This window comes from Acetoanaerobium pronyense (assembly GCF_017874355.1).
Lineage (GTDB): Bacteria > Bacillota > Clostridia > Peptostreptococcales > Filifactoraceae > Acetoanaerobium > Acetoanaerobium pronyense.
Map to the genome: position 1 here is coordinate 1 of NZ_JAGGLI010000008.1, position 16589 is coordinate 16589.

General features: G+C 30.8%; 23 protein-coding genes. 19 read left to right on the forward strand and 4 right to left on the reverse strand.

The features are described from left to right. Both J2Z35_RS04655 and J2Z35_RS04660 read right to left on the reverse strand, forming a co-directional pair. Positions 1–716 (reverse strand): hypothetical protein (locus tag J2Z35_RS04655; protein WP_209659928.1); only part of this gene is annotated, 716 nt, incomplete at its 3' end. A 165-nt stretch (positions 717–881) separates the two neighbouring features. Next, positions 882–1607 carry a MerR family transcriptional regulator gene (locus tag J2Z35_RS04660; RefSeq protein ID WP_209659930.1) on the reverse strand — a complete coding sequence of 242 codons (726 nt, stop codon included), beginning with the start codon at positions 1605–1607 and terminating at the stop codon, positions 882–884. 136 nt (positions 1608–1743) lie between these two features. Between J2Z35_RS04660 and J2Z35_RS04665 the strand changes: the two genes are divergently transcribed. The 6 genes from J2Z35_RS04665 (at position 1744) to deoD (ending at position 6515) form a co-directional block, all read left to right on the forward strand. Then, positions 1744–2307 (forward strand): sigma-70 family RNA polymerase sigma factor, encoded by a 564-nt coding sequence (locus J2Z35_RS04665; protein ID WP_245330762.1) that lies wholly within the window; start codon positions 1744–1746, stop codon positions 2305–2307. Next, positions 2297–3766, forward strand: a complete 1470-nt coding sequence (locus J2Z35_RS04670; RefSeq protein WP_209659931.1) for a hypothetical protein — start codon at positions 2297–2299, stop codon at positions 3764–3766. The genes J2Z35_RS04665 and J2Z35_RS04670 overlap by 11 nt, the downstream gene beginning before the upstream one ends. Positions 3767–3921: 155 nt before the next feature. After that, positions 3922–4773 (forward strand): arginase family protein, encoded by an 852-nt coding sequence (locus J2Z35_RS04675; protein WP_209659933.1) that lies wholly within the window; start codon positions 3922–3924, stop codon positions 4771–4773. A 77-nt stretch (positions 4774–4850) separates the two neighbouring features. Further along, complete coding sequence (locus tag J2Z35_RS04680; RefSeq protein ID WP_209659935.1) at positions 4851–5273, forward strand: N-acetyltransferase; 423 nt, start codon at positions 4851–4853, stop codon at positions 5271–5273. 24 nt (positions 5274–5297) lie between these two features. Further along, on the forward strand, positions 5298–5627 hold the full coding sequence (locus J2Z35_RS04685; protein ID WP_209659936.1) for a tRNA-binding protein: 330 nt from the start codon (positions 5298–5300) through the stop codon (positions 5625–5627). 174 nt (positions 5628–5801) lie between these two features. Further along, complete coding sequence (deoD, locus tag J2Z35_RS04690; protein WP_245330763.1) at positions 5802–6515, forward strand: purine-nucleoside phosphorylase; 714 nt, start codon at positions 5802–5804, stop codon at positions 6513–6515. Positions 6516–6642: 127 nt separating this feature from the next. Here deoD and J2Z35_RS04695 read toward each other — a convergent pair whose 3' ends face one another. Together J2Z35_RS04695 and J2Z35_RS04700 are read right to left on the reverse strand one after the other, a co-directional pair. Then, positions 6643–7092 (reverse strand): GyrI-like domain-containing protein, encoded by a 450-nt coding sequence (locus J2Z35_RS04695; protein WP_209659938.1) that lies wholly within the window; start codon positions 7090–7092, stop codon positions 6643–6645. Positions 7093–7164: 72 nt separating this feature from the next. Then, the gene (locus J2Z35_RS04700) at positions 7165–8145 is read right to left on the reverse strand and encodes a helix-turn-helix transcriptional regulator (protein ID WP_330623384.1); all 981 of its coding nucleotides are present in this window, start codon (positions 8143–8145) and stop codon (positions 7165–7167) included. 218 nt (positions 8146–8363) lie between these two features. On the opposite strand from J2Z35_RS04700, the gene J2Z35_RS04705 reads away from it, so the two are divergent. The 13 genes from J2Z35_RS04705 (at position 8364) to J2Z35_RS04760 (ending at position 16573) form a co-directional block, all read left to right on the forward strand. Next, positions 8364–8963 (forward strand): TetR/AcrR family transcriptional regulator, encoded by a 600-nt coding sequence (locus J2Z35_RS04705; protein ID WP_209659942.1) that lies wholly within the window; start codon positions 8364–8366, stop codon positions 8961–8963. 48 nt (positions 8964–9011) lie between these two features. Continuing rightward, complete coding sequence (locus J2Z35_RS04710) at positions 9012–9881, forward strand: hypothetical protein (protein WP_209659950.1); 870 nt, start codon at positions 9012–9014, stop codon at positions 9879–9881. Positions 9882–10110: 229 nt separating this feature from the next. Continuing rightward, positions 10111–10908 (forward strand): CPBP family intramembrane glutamic endopeptidase, encoded by a 798-nt coding sequence (locus J2Z35_RS04715; RefSeq protein ID WP_209659951.1) that lies wholly within the window; start codon positions 10111–10113, stop codon positions 10906–10908. A 43-nt stretch (positions 10909–10951) separates the two neighbouring features. Continuing rightward, positions 10952–11641 carry a GNAT family N-acetyltransferase gene (locus J2Z35_RS04720; RefSeq protein ID WP_245330765.1) on the forward strand — a complete coding sequence of 230 codons (690 nt, stop codon included), beginning with the start codon at positions 10952–10954 and terminating at the stop codon, positions 11639–11641. A gap of 68 nt (positions 11642–11709) precedes the next feature. Continuing rightward, positions 11710–12174, forward strand: coding sequence for a GNAT family N-acetyltransferase (locus J2Z35_RS04725; RefSeq protein ID WP_209659953.1), 465 nt, complete (start codon positions 11710–11712; stop codon positions 12172–12174). 102 nt (positions 12175–12276) lie between these two features. Then, entirely contained in the window at positions 12277–12810 is a 534-nt protein-coding gene (locus J2Z35_RS04730; protein WP_209659955.1) for a GNAT family N-acetyltransferase, read from the forward strand. Between the two features lie 120 nt (positions 12811–12930). Continuing rightward, positions 12931–13146, forward strand: a complete 216-nt coding sequence (locus J2Z35_RS04735) for a hypothetical protein (protein ID WP_209659957.1) — start codon at positions 12931–12933, stop codon at positions 13144–13146. A 146-nt stretch (positions 13147–13292) separates the two neighbouring features. Then, a complete protein-coding gene (locus J2Z35_RS04740) occupies positions 13293–13460 on the forward strand; it encodes a hypothetical protein (RefSeq protein ID WP_209659959.1) in 168 nt (55 codons plus the stop codon). Between the two features lie 47 nt (positions 13461–13507). Then, positions 13508–13633, forward strand: coding sequence for a hypothetical protein (locus J2Z35_RS14760; RefSeq protein ID WP_281063619.1), 126 nt, complete (start codon positions 13508–13510; stop codon positions 13631–13633). Between the two features lie 143 nt (positions 13634–13776). Beyond that, positions 13777–14184: a fosfomycin resistance glutathione transferase gene (locus J2Z35_RS04745; RefSeq protein ID WP_245330766.1), complete on the forward strand. Its 408-nt coding sequence runs from the start codon at positions 13777–13779 to the stop codon at positions 14182–14184. Between the two features lie 120 nt (positions 14185–14304). Then, positions 14305–15108, forward strand: a complete 804-nt coding sequence (locus J2Z35_RS04750; protein ID WP_209659963.1) for an EFR1 family ferrodoxin — start codon at positions 14305–14307, stop codon at positions 15106–15108. 17 nt (positions 15109–15125) lie between these two features. Beyond that, positions 15126–15944 (forward strand): class I SAM-dependent methyltransferase, encoded by an 819-nt coding sequence (locus tag J2Z35_RS04755; protein WP_209659965.1) that lies wholly within the window; start codon positions 15126–15128, stop codon positions 15942–15944. Between the two features lie 212 nt (positions 15945–16156). Next, positions 16157–16573 carry a VOC family protein gene (locus J2Z35_RS04760; protein WP_209659967.1) on the forward strand — a complete coding sequence of 139 codons (417 nt, stop codon included), beginning with the start codon at positions 16157–16159 and terminating at the stop codon, positions 16571–16573. Positions 16574–16589 lie beyond the last annotated feature (16 nt).

Here is a 16589-nt window from a genome sequence, read left to right on the forward strand (position 1 = left end):
AAAGCTTGTTTTATATGTCTAAAGTATACTATTAACCTGTCAATTATTGAATTTTCAAGGTTCATAGGTTTTATTTGTGTGCGAAGTTTAAGTAAGTTAGATATCACATATATAATTATGGAAAGAAACACTATATTAAAGCTAAGAGCGGTAGTTTTATTTTTAAAGGAAAAATACAAAATGATAAATGAAGCCAGAGTAATAAAATCACTTAGCATATATACCACAATATTAAAAAAGGCTAGACTGAGCTCAAATTCTATAACAGTTGCAGAAAAAACAAAAGACCATATGAGGATAATCAATATTAAGCAAACGGCAACTACGTCAATTAAAAGCTGATATTTATCCCATTTTTTATAAAATTTTCTAAACAAGCTCACTGCTAAAAAAGCTAAAATAATGCTAGGGATAGTATAAAAATATAAAATAGGAGTTTTATATACATCTATATTCAAAACTAATTCTGTAAAGACCCAAAGAAAGTCTAATATTCCCCAAATCAGTACAAATCCTAGTAAAAAATAACAGGTTTTATCTTGATTTTTCTTATCTTTACTTTTAATAGAAATATAAATGATATATGAAGCATAAAAGCAAACAATAGGAGAAAAAATATTCCCCCATAAATCATTTTCTACTATCACTGATATAAGATGAAGTAAAAACAAGAAAAATAGAATATAAATTTTAGTATGCTTGGAAGTCTTATCCATCCGATACCCTTTCGTGTTAATATGAATTTAAATTTAATATTACTTATCAATATATACCATAATAGGATATAAATGAACCCTAAAAAAGTAAATTTATTTAAATAAAAAAACCATGTTGCCATGGTTTTAGTTTAAAAATTTACTTTAAAATGAAAAGCTTAACTGCTATTTGTTTTTTTGAGAATAGACTTTCATAGCGTCTTTCATAAATACAGCTAATCCATCTCCAAACTTATCTATATTGTTTTTGAACCTTTCATCATCCACATACATTTGACCTAGACCTTCGAAGGCATCTAAAGAATAAGAACCAAATTTGTTTAAAAAATCATACCATTTTTTTATTTCACTTTGAGCTTCATCTGATTCTGGAGAAAGGTGGCGAATACTGGCAAGAGAAAAATATATGTTGTTCATTTCTTCTCCTATCTCATTTTCCCTACCTTTTATTTTTTCCTTGTTTTCTTCAACTGACTTACTTCCCCAGCGTTTTTTTGCCTCTTCTTCATATTTGTTTCCTTCTTTAAAATCAAATCCCTTAAATTTATCTTTTTCATTCATTTTAATTTCTCCTTTATTATGTTTTATAGTCATATCAATATTTTCAAGCATTATATCTATTTTTGACCTTCTTTGCAAAAGCATTTTCTTGTGATTTTCAAGAGCTTCATTTTTGTCAAAAGAGGGATTCTTTATGATTTTTTTTATGTCATTTAAAGAAAAATCAAGCTCTCTAAAAAAAAGTATCTGCTGTAAAACATCAAGGTCAGATGAACTATAGTCTCTATATCCGGATTCTGTTTTTGTTGGACTCAAAAGCCCTATTTTATCGTAATGGTGAAGAGTGCGTACGCTCACTCCTGCAATTTTGGCCACTTCATTTACTTTCATATCATCCCTCCTACAACCATATTAAGGTATAACGTAACGTCAGGGTCAATATATTTTTTAAAAATAATATAACAAATGGTCAGATTTTATAATATACTTCGAATTAATATATATAAAGACAAAGGAGGGAAGGAATTTGGATGATATAAGTATCTTTGAAAAACTAAAAGAAAATCCAAAAGACGGTATCAATGATGTTATAGATAAGTATAGCGGGCTTGTTTACAGCATTGTATATTCAAAACTGTCAAAGCTGGGAACTGAGGAAGATATCAAGGAATGTATCAGCGATGTATTTTTAGGATTTTATAATCAAATAGATAAAATAGATTTAGGAAAAGGAACGTTAAAGGCATATATCGCTATTATAGCAAACAATAAGGCAATAGATTTTTATAGAAGGCTTGAAAAAAATAGCATAAGAACTGACAAGTATGAGGAACTATCAAATTATAAAGATAAAAGTGCTGCTCCAGAAACTGAAATCATAAAGAAAGAAGAGAGAAAAGAACTAATAGATGCAATTCACTCTCTTGGTGAACCTGATAGCGAAATATTTATTAGAAAATACTATATGGGACAGAAAACTAAAGAAATAGCAAATATATTGAGTATTAGGGATAATACAGTGGATAAAAAAATATCTAGAGGGTTAAAAAAGCTTAGGGTTTTGATTGGAGGTTGCGAATATGGAAAATAAAAAAGATATACTTGATAAGCTTATAGAAAAAAAGATTATAAATACTATGCAGTATCTGGATTTAGAGGAAACTGAAGAGTTACTAAGTATGTATGATTTAGAAAATATGGATATTAATGAAGATTTAGTAGAGGATATCAAAAAAAGAGTAGAAGTGAAGATGGAATTAGATTCACAAATCTCTTCAATAACTAAAGACAATACCTCAATAACTAAAGAAATTGCTTCTAAAAAATATGGGTTTAAAAAATATATATCAATAGCGGCAATACTTATTCTAGCACTCTTAGTTACTCCAAATAATATTTTAGTGGAAGCTTTTAATAGGATACTTCAGATTATTCCAGGTGTGGGACTTGTTGAAGTTGAGAATCAAGAAGTACTTTATAGACTAAAAGATGTAAATAGCAGTGAAAATAATACTGCTTTACTGGATATATTGAGCGCTGCAGGAAAAAAAGACAGCATTACTATAGGCTTTAGCCTTGAAAGAAAAAATATTACAGAGGATGAGGTTTTAATAGAAAAGGAAAAGGAATTTGAAAAACTCAAAAATGGAGGACAATTAGAAAAAATAAAGGCATATCTTGAAGTTGATGGTCAAAGATATGAAGTTGATGGTGCAAGTAGAGCTGGAGATGGGATTAAAGACTTTCATATAATGACATTTAATCTTGATGAGAGTAATATTGGGACAGAAAGAGTATACAAGCTTATATATGAAGAATATGATATAAGTGCCCAATTTGAGCTTGTGGATATAGAGCAGTATTCAAGTTTAGATGAAATTGGATCAAATGATATTAAAAACAATATAAGTCTTACTGCTACAAGCAGTTTAGAAAATAATAACCTAGCCGTAACTATATATCCTCTCAATTACTCCAAATATAGACTTATAAGCTTTGAGTCTGAGTTTCATTTAGAGTATTTTGGGAAGAAGATTGTATTAAAAGAAGAAAACAAAGAAAGAGCTTATACTCTTCCTTCAAGTTTTGGGAGTGGTTTTAGACCTTCTTTCTTCTTTGATATAGAAAATGAAGAAGCAGATTTTATCTTTCATATTCCTTATGTCCTTGTAGAATCTAGTGAAGAAAAAAGTCTTAAACTTCCTATTCCAAGGCAAGGAGGGGTAGTAGAGCTTAATCAAGAAGTGAATTTTGAGGATGGTACTGTAATAATAGAAAGTGTAGAACATGTTAAATACGATGATACACAAGATAGATATATTAAAGTGAATCTGAGTTATAAAAACCAAAAGGATAATATGGAAATGGTGGGAGTGAAGCTGACTAGAAATAGATCAGAAGGATGGTTTGAGGAATATGATGAACAGGGAAGGTTAAGTGCTATTAATTATTTCTTGGAAAAACAAGATATAGGGCAGATAAAAATAAATATGACAAATCCTAGGTATTTGTTTATGGATGAATATAATTTACAGATAGATGCTGATTAGCATTTTTCCAAAATTGGTGAATTTGTAATCTAAAGTTCACCAATTTTAGTTTTTAAAGGTATAAGATTATTTACAGATAAAGCAATATAAAATAACAACAAGCAACTAAAAATGAGAATATTATATTTAAAAATCTAAAGGGGCGGTAATGTAGAATGAAGAGTATGAAATTAGCTGGAATACCCATGAACTCTGGAGGATTATATACTGGAACTGAAATGACCCCTAAAACTCTTAGAGAGGCAGGCTTAATTGAAGAATTAGAAAAGCATGGATTAAACGTATTGGATTTTGGAGACATTAACATTCCTAGTTATATACCAAGACATAATATACCTCCAATTAGAAATTGGCCTAGTCCGCGTGTGGTATGGGAAGAAATATATAGTCAATCTAAAGACTGGTTTAATGATGAGGAGTTACTATTAATATTGGGAGGAGATTGTAGTATTGTTACAGGGACTATGCATAGCCTCTATAGAAGATACTCAGAGGACATTCATTTAATCGCAATTGATGCACATATTGACTCTTACAAGGCTTCTGCAGATCGTTGCTTAGGTGCAGCTGGGATGGGGTTATGGTTTCTATTAGAAGAAAATAATTTTTTTAATAGCTTGAAGGGATTTAGTGGAGACAATATATCTATTATAGGTTATCAGCACGAATCTGAAATAGATAAAGATGTAAAAAAATATAGTTTATCTGAGCTTAGAGAAAAAGGATTAAGTCAAATTATACAAAAAGCTCTTAAAGAAATTCCTGAAAATAGAAAAATATTAGTTCATTTGGATTTAGATGTGATTTCTAAGGAAGAATTGCATGCAGTTTATTCTCCAAGCGAAACAGGAATGACTATTTTAGAAGCAAAAAAGCTTCTCAGAGAAATTCTAGCTGATCCTAGAATAGTAGGAATAGAGATTACCGAATTTTTTCCTTTATATGATAGTGATGGGAGTCAGGCGAAAAAATTAATTGATATGCTTGTCGATATATTTAGAGCATAGTATTTTATGGAACTTTTATCTTAAATAAATTTCCTCAATAGAAGTGTTGTACAATTATAGAGTTTACGGAGGTTAATATGATTAGAGAATTTGAAATAGATGACTTATCAGATATTATGAAGATTTGGCTTGAGTCTAATACTAAGGCTCATGATTTTATAGATGAAAGCTACTGGAAGGAAAACTATGAGCTAGTCAAGTCTATGATGCCTAATGCTACGATATTTGTATATGAAGAAAATGAAAAGATAAGCGGATTTGCAGGTATGACTGATGATTATATAGCTGGTATTTTTGTGGACAATAACAAACAATCTAAGGGAATCGGAAAGGCATTACTTGAATATATAAAAGGACGATACAATAACTTAGCATTAAAAGTCTATAAAGATAATGAAAGAGCAGTAAAATTTTATCTTAGAGAAAGCTTTGTAATCCAAGAAGAAAAAATAGATGAAAATACTAGAAAAGTAGAATATTTGATGAACTGGGAAATCTAGATAATTTTTTAAGGAGGAATATGGATGGCTACATTTGATGATTTTTTAAAGATAGATATAAGAGTTGGAGAAATAATAAAAGCAGAGGCATTTGAAGGAGCTAGAAAGCCTGCATACAAGCTATGGGTAGATTTTGGTGATGAAATAGGAATAAAAAAATCAAGCGCTCAAATAACTGAGTGTTATGAAGCTAAAGAACTTGCTGGTATGCAAGTTTTAGGTGTTGTCAATTTTCCTCCAAGACAAATAGGAAACTTCATATCAGAAGTACTTGTCCTTGGTACATATTCAGAGCAGGGAGTGGTACTTATAAAACCTGATAAAAAGGTCAAAAATGGGGACAAACTAGGTTAAATTTATTTTAATTATGAAATAAGTAATGTAAACCTTGAAAAAAATTAAAAATAGAGCTAAAATTCTATTTACACCCTCAAGGGTAATTTATATGAGCACAATGAAAATTATATTAAATAAATATTTTGGGTATAATCTTTTATGTGTAAAAAAATCTTAAAGGAGGAATTAAAAATGATACCAACGCCTCATATCGAAGCAAAGAGCAAAGAGGAAATAGCAAAAACTGTACTAATGCCAGGAGACCCACTTAGAGCTAAGTTTATAGCAGATACATTTTTAGAAGATGTAGTTCAGTTTAATGGAGTAAGAAATGTACTTGGATATACTGGGACTTACAAGGGCAGAAAAATATCTGTAATGGCAAGTGGAATGGGAATGCCTAGTATAGGAATCTATTCTTATGAACTTTACAAGTTTTATGAAGTTGAGAACATAATTAGAATAGGGTCTTGCGGAGGATATACTAAAGATGTAAATCTTTATGATGTAATACTTGCTAAAGACGTTTGGAGTGAGTCAAGCTTTGCAAAGGTACAAGGCGGATATACTAAAGACGTTATAGAAGGAACTAAGGAATTAAATGAAAAACTTGCAAAATATGCAGAAGAACTTGGAATTCCTATGCATGTAGAGAGAATTCATTCATCGGATGTATTCTATAGAGAAAACTTTGATGAGTACAAAGAAATCTATGAAAAGCATGGATGCGTAGCTGTAGAGATGGAAGCTTTTGCACTATTTCATAATGCAAAGGTTCTTGGGAAAAATGCAGCTTGCCTGCTTACAGTATCAGACAACCTAGCAACTCATGAAGCGACTACATCTGAAGAAAGACAAAATGCATTTACTAATATGATGAAGATAGCTCTTGAAATGGCTGAATAATAATCTTTAAATTCAAATACTCTCCTAAAAGTAGTATTCTCTAATTAGAGTCTACATAAAAGGAGAGTATTTTTTATGGAATATAACCTGAAATATAAAAAAGATTAAAATTTAGTACTTTGCTACATTACTTTACTGGAATATATATATCAAATTCCCCAGTTTTCATAAAACGTTCATCATAAAGTTCAAGCTGCGGTCTTTCATCAATGGAATATCCACTTTTTGGCATAAGCTCCATGAATATTTTATCATAGAAGATACCAAGATCTTTTATTTCGCCAGAATAGGTATAAACAAGGTATTTTCCATCTGGAACATTTTTAGTAACCATGTTTTCAGGGACATCAGTATAGCTATCAACTTTGACGCAAGCACAGTAGTTGAATCTGTTTTCTTCATCCATATCAGAATCGCAGATTCCATAAAAAAGCATAGGAATACTTTTGTCTTTTACATTATTAAATTGAGAATTGAAAGCTTTCCACAAATCTGGAATCTCTCCATTATTGTTGTCTCCAAAATATGTCATTCCTACCGCCTTAAATCCCTTTACATCTACAGCTAATCCGTTCATATCTTTACCCTCCTATTAATTAATGGTTATAAAGAGTATATCAATTCATTACTGACAATAGTGTGTCAGCTATTATGAATTTAAATATAAATTTATGATTTTTTCTGCTTTTTTCTTTATATACTCTCTAAGATAGTCTGGCTCTAAAACCTCTATAGAATCGCTAAGAGGGAACAGTATACTAATAGCGGTTTGAAAGCTTATCATATCAATGCAGTATATTGTGGCTTTATTTATTTTTTCTTTAAAAACCTCATCAAAACCTCTCAGTGTTTCTGGCAATGGCTCAGGGGATTTTAGCCTGACTAAATATGTAGGAGGTTTTGAAGCCCCAGTAGCAGTTTTTTTAAAGTGCTTTTTTGAATCCTCCCAGAAATTTTCTAAACTAAAATCAGTGGGCATAGTAAATTTTTCATCCATTACATCTACTTTTAGTATTCTTTTGAACATAAACACCCTAATCTCATTTTTCATTTCACAAAGCCCAATCAGATACCACTTAGAATCCTTTACGACAGCTCCATAAGGTCTTAAAACTCTCTCGGACGTTTCATTATTAAATTTTTTATAATAAATCTTTATTTTGTTTAGGTTAAGTATTGCATTTTTTATTATATCTAAATTACTATAATCTTCCCCTTCTCCCCACCAAGGCTGAGAATCTACAAAAAATTTCTCCTTTGCTTTTATTATTTCTGCCTGGTGCTCTTCTGATACACTGTTTTCTAGTTTGATTAAAGCATTTTTAAGGTGCTGTGACATTTCCGAATTTTTATCTGGATATATACCCATTCCAGATAGTAGTAGATGAAAAGCATCCTTAAATTCTAAAACATTAAAATTAATCTTAAAATCATTCATTACCGAGTAGCCACCCTTGGGGCCGGAATGTGCATAGATAGGAACTCCCGACTCACAGAGAATATCTATATCTCTATATATTGTTCTTTCAGAGGTTTCTAAAATTGAGGCTAGATTTTTAGCTGTCATTGTGCCACGAGAATCAAGGAGCAACAAAATTCCTAAGAGTCTGTGCAGTCTCACTTCACACACTTCCAATCTGTTTTTAAATTTATCAACATAAGGTTATAAAATCCAGTATATAAATAATATGTCTATTTTAGAATTTAATACAGTATTTTGCAACAAAGGATTAATTATAAAAAACTTGATTATATGAAAAAGTAATGATATTATTTAATTAAACGGTGTTCAAAAATAAAAACAAAGTTAATGGCGACGAATTTTAGAAAATAGGAGATTAAATATTTATGAAAATAAAACAAAGAAAAGATATAGAAAAAGAGGAGTTTAAGAGTTTAATATTTGATATAGCTACGGAAATACTCCTAAGGGAAGGCTACGAAAATCTTTCAATCAGAAAGATAGCAAAGGCGGCAGGATACTCTCCAGGCTCTTTATACTACTACTTTGATAATAAAGCAGAAATCATTTCCATGATTTATGGAGAAAACGTAAATAGGATATCAGAGCAGATGGGGAAAGTTCCATTAGATATGGAAAGCCCTGAGAAGACCCTTGGGGAAATACTGAAGATATTTATAAATCTAACCCTTGAAACACCTGAGCACTATAGGGCAGTATTTATGAATGATATTGAAGAGCTCAGGGATAAGTTTGGAATGTTATCAGAAGATAATGTAATACCAAATCTTTTGAATCTCATTAATGTAGGAATCGAAAATGGAAGATTTAAAAATGCAGATGCAGCTATCACATCACAACTTATATGGGTATACACAAATGGTCTAGTATCAAGACTTATACTTGAGAAAAATTTAAGCCAAGAGAGAAAAGAAATGATAATAGACTTTCACTGTGAGACAATGAAAAATTTGTTACTAAAGTAAAGAATAGGAAAATTTTAAAACTGCTTATTTGAAAGGAAAAGATTATTTATGAATAAAAAAAATACTGTGACATTACTTACACTAGGGATAATAGCATTGTCCTTTATAGCCGCTATTACAGGTATATTATCATCACAGGGAAGCGGTCCATACAGCTATGAAACTATAAGAGGAGACATAATAGAAATCTATGGTAGAGGGCTTTACAGACATATGAAGTCTGATATTGCGATTCAAGGTATAGCCCATGATTACGTAACCCTATTTATTGGTATTCCCTTGCTTATTTTAGGGCTTAGAGGATATAGGAAGGATTCTTTAAAAGGGAGTTTTATACTTACAGGAACTTTAGGATTTTTTCTTCTTACATACTTGTTTTATCTTATGATGGCTATGTACAATGAATTATTTTTAATATATGTAGCTCTTTTAGGATTTTCTTTCTTTAGCTTTGTACTTATGCTAGGAAGCTTTGATAAAGATAGCATAAAAGAAAAGTTTAGTGAAAACACTAAAGTCAAGGTACCTGGAATATTTTTAGTGATAAACGGAATCAATGTGGGTATCTTATGGCTGACGATGGTGATAACACCACTACTTGATGGAAGTATATATCCAGTAGATATAGGTCATTCCACGACACTTGTAGTCCAAGGTCTAGATCTTGCACTTATGCTTCCATTTTCCATAATCACAGGAATATTGTTAATAAAAAGAAATCCACTTGGATATATTTTTGCACCATCATATCTTATATTTCTTTCTATACTGATGGCAGCCCTTACAGCTAAGCTTATAGCTATGGGAATGGCAGGAGTAAGCATAATTCCAGCAATCATAATAATGCCAGCCACAATGCTTATTTCTATAGGCTGCGTAGTTTCATTGATGAAAAATATAAAGTCTAATGTGATGTAAATCCACAGACCACTTTTGTCCATGCTCCTGAGAACCGAACATGGTTTTCGGGGGCTTTCCGCTTTTGGGGAATTTTCCATATTTTTGTCGCATTGTTAACAATGTGAAGGGAAAAGTCATTTTAAACAATGTTCGCAAACACCTACCCTATTAGCCTCTAAAACTAACAGGGTATTGGAAATAAGACGCTTGGTGAAATTCTAACAAAGCAGAATAGATGGTGAATTTTATGGAACAAATTATAAAAAACTTTGATAAACAAATTGCAATAATTGTTTTTATAATTTCTGTAATATTAATTCAAGTTTTATCTAGTTATCAAGGGCTTCTTTTATTAGGGTTAATCGCTGTAGTTGTTATTTTAATGAAATCATTAAAAATTAAAGAGATATATATTATTTGTGCTATTTATATAACTGGGCATTTGTGTTCAGAGTATCTACGTCCTATATTAATAGCAATTCCAGAGGCTGTAGAGTGGAAAGTCATAATATCAAGATTTAGTTTGCTAGGGTTTATAATTCCTTTGTTGGTACTAGAAATATTTAGGAGACCTAAAATCAGCTATATTAAGGTTGGTTCATTTACTAGGGATGTTCAATTTCCATTTATTTGGGTGGGTTTGTTTAGAGACCCTATCTGGAGATTTCTTATTATTTTTTCAGGTATTATTGTTTTGTCTTTTTCATTTTTCATTGACTTTACACATCAAGGATTTTGGACTTTATTTGCATATGCAGTAATATTTTCGCTAATCAATTCTATTCTAGAGGAACTGATGTGGAGGGGATATATACTTAGTAGATTTGTAGATGAATATGGCGAAAAAATTGGACTAGTAATTACAAGTGTAGGATTTGGTTTTTATCACTTATCTTTAGGGTTTTCTTTGTATATGTGTGTACTTTTTTCGATAGCTGGTATGTTAATGGGTGGAGTTACTATAAAATCAGAAGGATTACTTCCTGTCATAATAATGCACTTCTTAATGAATGTTATGTTTGTATTAGTAGGAATGATTTTTTAGGTAATTTCAAAAAAGTGGAAAGTAACATTCGCCTAACAATGCATTGCCAATTGTTTTTCCAACATTTAATAAAATAGAAGATGAATTTATTAAAGCCATTGAAGAACATGTAAAAGATAAAGAAATTATTCCAATGAAAATAGGCATAATTACATTAAATAAATTAACAAAGGGGTTAATTAATATGGCAATTGATTTAAGTATTAAAGACGATTTTAATAATATCTTAGGAGGAATTAAAGCATCAAGGACTCCTCAAAGAATGACTATAGATTATTTATGTAACCATCCCGAATATCTAGAAACAGTGGCAAATTGGATTTATAATGAGTTTGTTGCAAAATCAGAAAAGAATTTAAAAAAGTTAGAACTGATTACTAAGTATTTTAAGAATACCAGTCTAACATCTTTTCCAATAACACTTATTGCAGTTATAGATAATGAGTGTGTGGGAACAATTTCTATTTTTGAAAATGATTTAAAAACTCAAGATGAATTAACACCTTGGTTAGCCTCATTATATGTAAGTCCAAACTATAGAAGTCAAGGAATAGCAGAACAGCTAATCAATAGAGTTCGGGAAGTTGTAAAAGGATTAGGATTTAAAACGCTATATTTAAGAACCGAACACACTTCTGAATATTATAAAAGATTAGGCTGGGAGTATGTATATAAAACACATGATGAAAAAGGGCAAGAAACCCAAGTTTTCAGAATATCAGTAAAAAATTAAGAAATTTAAATCAAATTCACAATAGTATATTATTGCGAAGTAAACTTAAGATTAGGGGAATATTTTATATGGAAATAAAAGTTATAAAGGGAAGTATAAATTATATAGATGATTGCGAGGATGCATTAGTAAATTCAGAACTGGGGAAAAGGTATTTTTCAGAAAAGGGAAAAGCTAGAAAAGCATTAGAAGAAGGATTTAAGGAAAATGATATATATGTCGCCATAGACAATAATAACAACTGTATGGGATTTGTATGGGTTATATTAAATGGAATTTTCCATGCGCTTCCTTATATACATATTATTGCTGTGAAAAGTGAAAATCGTGGACAAGGAATAGGAAAAATGCTCTTAAAATTTATTGAGGATGTTTATTATAAAAAATATTCAAAACTATTTTTAATAGTATCCGATTTTAATCCGGATGCAAAAAGATTGTACGAAGATCTAGGATATTCAGTAATTGGTGATATACCTAACTTATACAGACAAGGTATAACGGAATGTTTGATGATGAAGTCAAAAGAATGATGATTCCCCAAATTTATATATTCTGTAATACCAATCATATGCAGTAATTATAGAATATTACTGTAATAATTTAGATTAAAAGCATATGGAGGGAAGAACTATATGGAAAATATAACATATAGAAAATTAATAGTAGAAGAGTGTGTGCGTATAAAGGAAATGAACCCATCTCAATATATTCGCAGAGCATGGAGAGGGATAGATGGGGAGCGGAAGTTGGTTGAAATTAATTACCAAGACCCTGATTGGCCAAATGGGTACGAACAGCATTATAATAATCTGAAAGATACTATTATAAGTGGGGGGAGCGCTATAGGCGCTTTTGATAGTAATAGTAAGTTAGTAGGCTTTGCAACTGTAAACTGCGAATTTTTTGGTGAGGCGTATAATCACGTTTTATTGGACCAATTATTTATTACATTGGAGTATAGAGGTAAAGGAATAGGTGGAAAATTATTCGAGGTTTCTGCAGACGTAGCTAGAAAGTGGAATGCAGATAAGTTATATATTTGTGCTGGGTCGGCTGAAGAAACAATTGCTTTTTATTTTGCAATTGGTTGTAAAGAGGCAGTAGAAGTAAATAAAAAGCTGTATGAAAGTGACCCAAATGACTATCAATTAGAGTATATCCTATAGATTTATACATTATATCCGACGTCGCTAAACCTTAAAGTGTTAGAGGACATTAGATTAGAGAATAGGGAAAAAGGAAAGGGATTACAAGATGAGTAAGGTAAATATTAAAGAGAAGAAAGTGTGATAAATGGAGAAATAAAAACCCCAATGAGGCTAACAGCTCTATTTCTCTTACCAGGACTACTTGTAGAAGTTGCTTATGCTTTTCTCGCCAGTCCAATTCTTAGAATAGAGTTTCCAAGTACAGTTTTATCAGGGTTAGCTGGATTAATCATCTTGGTACCTGTAGAGATTGGAATAATTCTATTTCATAGTAAGAAGGAATTTGGAATTTGATCGATTAAGAAAATGATTCCATATGATAATAGTCTAGATTTTAAAAAATAAAGGACATGTGGGTTCAAATAAATAGACTATAATTAAAAGATAAATGATTGATTTACGTTAAATGAAAAGAATAATTTATGAGAGGAGATAAGAGAGTGATTTTGAAAACAAAAAAATTTGTGATCGGTGAAATGTTAGAAGAAGACATCAATGGAGTATTAGATGTATATAATTCAAATCAGGATTTTCTTTTATCTCATATGGATAGAAGCGAAATAAGTATAGAGTGGTTAAAGAAAGAACAGGAAGAAATGAAGGACTAGAGAATTACTTGAGAAATGCAAATTTAAAAAGTATAAGAATTGATGTTGTGAATAGTTATGATGGATCAGTTCTGAAATTTTGGAAGAATAGAGGATTTAAAGAAATAGAAAAAGTTCAGTTGCAGTGGTCAGATAAATTATTAGATGCAATAGTGCTAAAAAAGAGTCTATAAAGAAGTAAAGTAACTTTGAAAAATCTACATCGTATAAAAAAACGATTAATAGCCATATATAGTAGTATAATAGGAAGAATTAATCACCAATAGATATATACTTCCTTGGGTACTAAAGATATTCAAACATAGGGGGATGAATGATGATTAACGGAATTAACCATATTACATTTGCTGTATCAAATTTAGAAAAATCAGTCGAATTTTATGTGAATATATTAGGTCTTAGATTGGTTGGGGAATGGGATAAAGGAGCATATTTGTTAGCAGGGAACCAGTGGGTCGCCCTTAATGTTGAGAGTGCAGTGATTTTAGATAAAAAATCAGATTATAGTCATATTTCTTTCAATGTCTTATCTACAGATTTTCAAAAAATGAAAGATAAACTTGAAAGTGCAGGGGTAAAATCTTTCAAGGAAAATTCATCAGAAGGAGACTCATTTTATTTTCTTGACCCAGATGGGCACAAATTGGAGTTACATTACAATACTATAGAAGATAGGCTGAAGTGGGCAAGAGAAAATGATTGGTCAACATTTGAACTTTACTAGGGAAGAAATTTTCCTAAATTACTTCTGATGTCACAGCCCTCGTAACCCCAAAAGTGCTGGCAAATATATTGAAAATCAAGGAATTGCAATGGTGAATTTTAAAAGGAGAAACAAAATTATATGTCTAAAAAAATACTTATTTTATATCACTCCGGGGCAGGTAGTACTAAGACTTTGGCTGAGATATATTTGGAAAAGCTAGGGAAGTATTATCAAACTGATATTGAACCAATAAGCTTAGAATATGATTATAAAAAAATGTTAAAGTATGATTTTCTTATTCTAGGATTTCCAACATATCACTGCGAACCTTCTTTATCGATGACAGAATTTATAAATAATATGCCAAAGTTTGAAAATGAAATTAGAGGATTTGCATTTACCACATTTGGTCTTTACTCAGCTAATACTATGAGAATATTTATTAAAGAGGCCATCAAAAAGAATTTAATCATAAATGAAAGTTCTATATATAGAGCACCAGCCACTGATGGTGCATTACTTCTCCCTTCATTTTCTTTTATGTTCAGATATGAAAAAAATATTAAATCAAGGTTAGAGGAAGATATTTTTAACATAAAAAAGCTTTTAAAAAAGAGAAAAATTAAAGTGAATATTCCAAGGTTCAAGATATATTCGATTTTAAATTATCCAAATAAATTTTTAGGGAAAAAATATAAAAGAAGTTTTAAAATAGAAAAAACTACTTGCATAAAATGTGGAATATGTTCAGCCAATTGCATAAGAAACTGTTGGGCAGATGATGGAGGTTTTCCTTTACATATAAAATACGACTGTGAATTTTGTTACAGGTGCATCCACCATTGTCCAAAAGAATCAATTTTGTTATCCTCAAAAACTAAAAACAAGCCTAAATTAAATCAAGAATTTTATAGGAAATTGAAAGATGAAATACAAATCTAAGGATGGGAGTGGTATTTGTGGATAAAAAAGATATGGACTTTGATTTAAAAATTGATGCTAATAGGAATGCTTGGTCAAAATTATCAAAGGAGCATTATGAGCATTTCAAAATAAACCTCTCTAATGATGATTTCAAACTAAATCCAATAGTAGAGCAAGAGTTGGGAGACATAAAAGGCAAAAAAATTCTTCATCTTCAGTGCAATACAGGGGCGGACTCTATACTTTTAGCAAGAAAAGGAGCAATTGTAACTGGTGTAGATTTTTCACAAGAAAATATTTACTATGCTAAAAAACTTGCCCATGAGTTTGAAATCGAAGATATTGACTTTATATGCGAAGATGTTCTTAAACTAATTGAAACTCACAGTGAAACATATGATATTGTATTAACCACTGATGGTGTACTTGGATGGATTCCTGATCTTGAAAAGTGGGCAGAAGTGGTAAGTCATTTTTTAAAGGAAGATGGATATTTTTATTTACATGACTCTCACCCCTGGTATCTAATTTTTGATGAAAATTTAATCCTTAATGGAGAACTATCTCCAAAATATCCTTATTTTAAGAATACTCCAGATGAAGATGAGTATATAGGAGGGTATGCTTCCAATCCCCACGAATCAAAAAATTATTTTTGGGGACATCAACTAGATGCTATTATTAGTTCTCTTATAAAATCAAATTTATTTGTAACCTATATGAAAGAATATGACAGATGTTCACCTGGGATGGGCGGATTAGAAATCGATGAAAATGGTTTAGCTTACCTAAAATCTCTTGAAGGGAAACTTCCTTTGACTATTAGTATAAAAGCAAAAAAATATATCAAGTAACTCAAATCATTTCATATACAACTATACAAATCAAGTATATTCACTATGAAATTCAAAATGAGGAAAATAATCAGCGGTATATGATACAGCATTAAAATTCTTATATTACCTCAAATAGCTACATGGTAATTTCTTTATAATCTAATTTGAATAACATAAAAACTTTAGGGTATTGTAAAAACGAATAGAATATACCTAAGGGAGTGAAGTAAATGCCGATTCAGCCTTATATTAATTTTGACGGGGATTGTCTTGATGCAGTTCGATTTTATGTGGATGTATTTAAGACTGAGCAGCCGGAAATAATGTACTATGAAGACATGCCTGAGGACCCTAACTTCCCTATCACTGATGATATAAAAAAGCTTGTACTACACACGACATTAATTATTAATGGAAGCTCTGTGATGTTTTCGGATGTGCCTCCTGACATGCCTTTTCTCAAGGGAAATAATGTAAGTCTTACATTTATTTCAAATGACGAAGAGGAAATAAGGCATATATTTGATAGACTGAAAGAAGGCGGTACTGTAGGAATGGAGCTTGGAAAAACCTTTTGGAGCAAGTGCTACGGGGCTGTAACAGATAAGTTTGGCGTAGAGTGGCAACTGGATTTTGATGAAGAATAGATTAAAGCTGAGGAAA